Raw genomic sequence first — 782 nt, forward strand, 5'->3', positions numbered from 1 at the left:
GTGAAACTGAAAGAAAATTCAAGGCAATTTCAGATAGATAATACATTGCTATTTTAAATAATTGTTAAGCTTTGCGGTTTTTCCGTGAAGCTTTTTTTGTATAAATACTTATTTTTAAGAATTATTCAAAAATTACTTTTTTATCACTAGCTTTGAAACTTTAAAATTAAAACGAAGTGAAGTTAAATATTCAAAATGAAACCTCTAGGTTAAGAGCCGTTATTTTGGGTACAGCTGAAAGTTGTGGTCCAACACCTAAAGTTGAAGATTGTTATGACCCTAAAAGTGTTGAACACGTTTTAGCAGGTACCTACCCAAAAGAAGAAGATATGATTTTTGAAATGGATTCTGTAGCCAAGGTGCTAGAAAAGTACGATGTTACAGTTTACAGACCCGATGTTTTAAAAAATTGTAATCAAATTTTTTCTAGAGATATTGCTTTTGTAATTGACAATAAAATTATTAGAGCAAATATATTGCCTGACAGAGATAAAGAAATTGAAGCTATTAGGTATGTTTGGAATAAAATTGATGAAAGCGATAGAATTATTTTACCCGAAGAATGCCATGTTGAAGGTGGCGATGTAATGCCATGGAACGACTACATTTTTATTGGAACGTACACAGGTAAAGACTACCCAGATATTATTACAGCTAGAACTAATATACAAGCGGTAAATGCCATTAAAACATTATTTCCGCATAAAAAAGTTAAAGCTTTTGAGCTTAGAAAATCTAATACCAATGCCAAAGAAAATGCATTGCATCTAGATTGTTGTTTT

1 protein-coding gene is annotated in these 782 nt (G+C 30.7%); it reads left to right on the top strand.

Going from position 1 to position 782, the window contains the following annotated elements; genetic code table 11:
* Positions 1 to 176: 176 nt before the first annotated feature.
* The coding region (locus tag FUA24_RS00220) for a dimethylarginine dimethylaminohydrolase family protein (RefSeq protein ID WP_394344171.1) at positions 177 to 782 on the top strand (606 nt) is incomplete at its 3' end.

It is taken from the genome of Seonamhaeicola marinus, assembly GCF_008085455.1.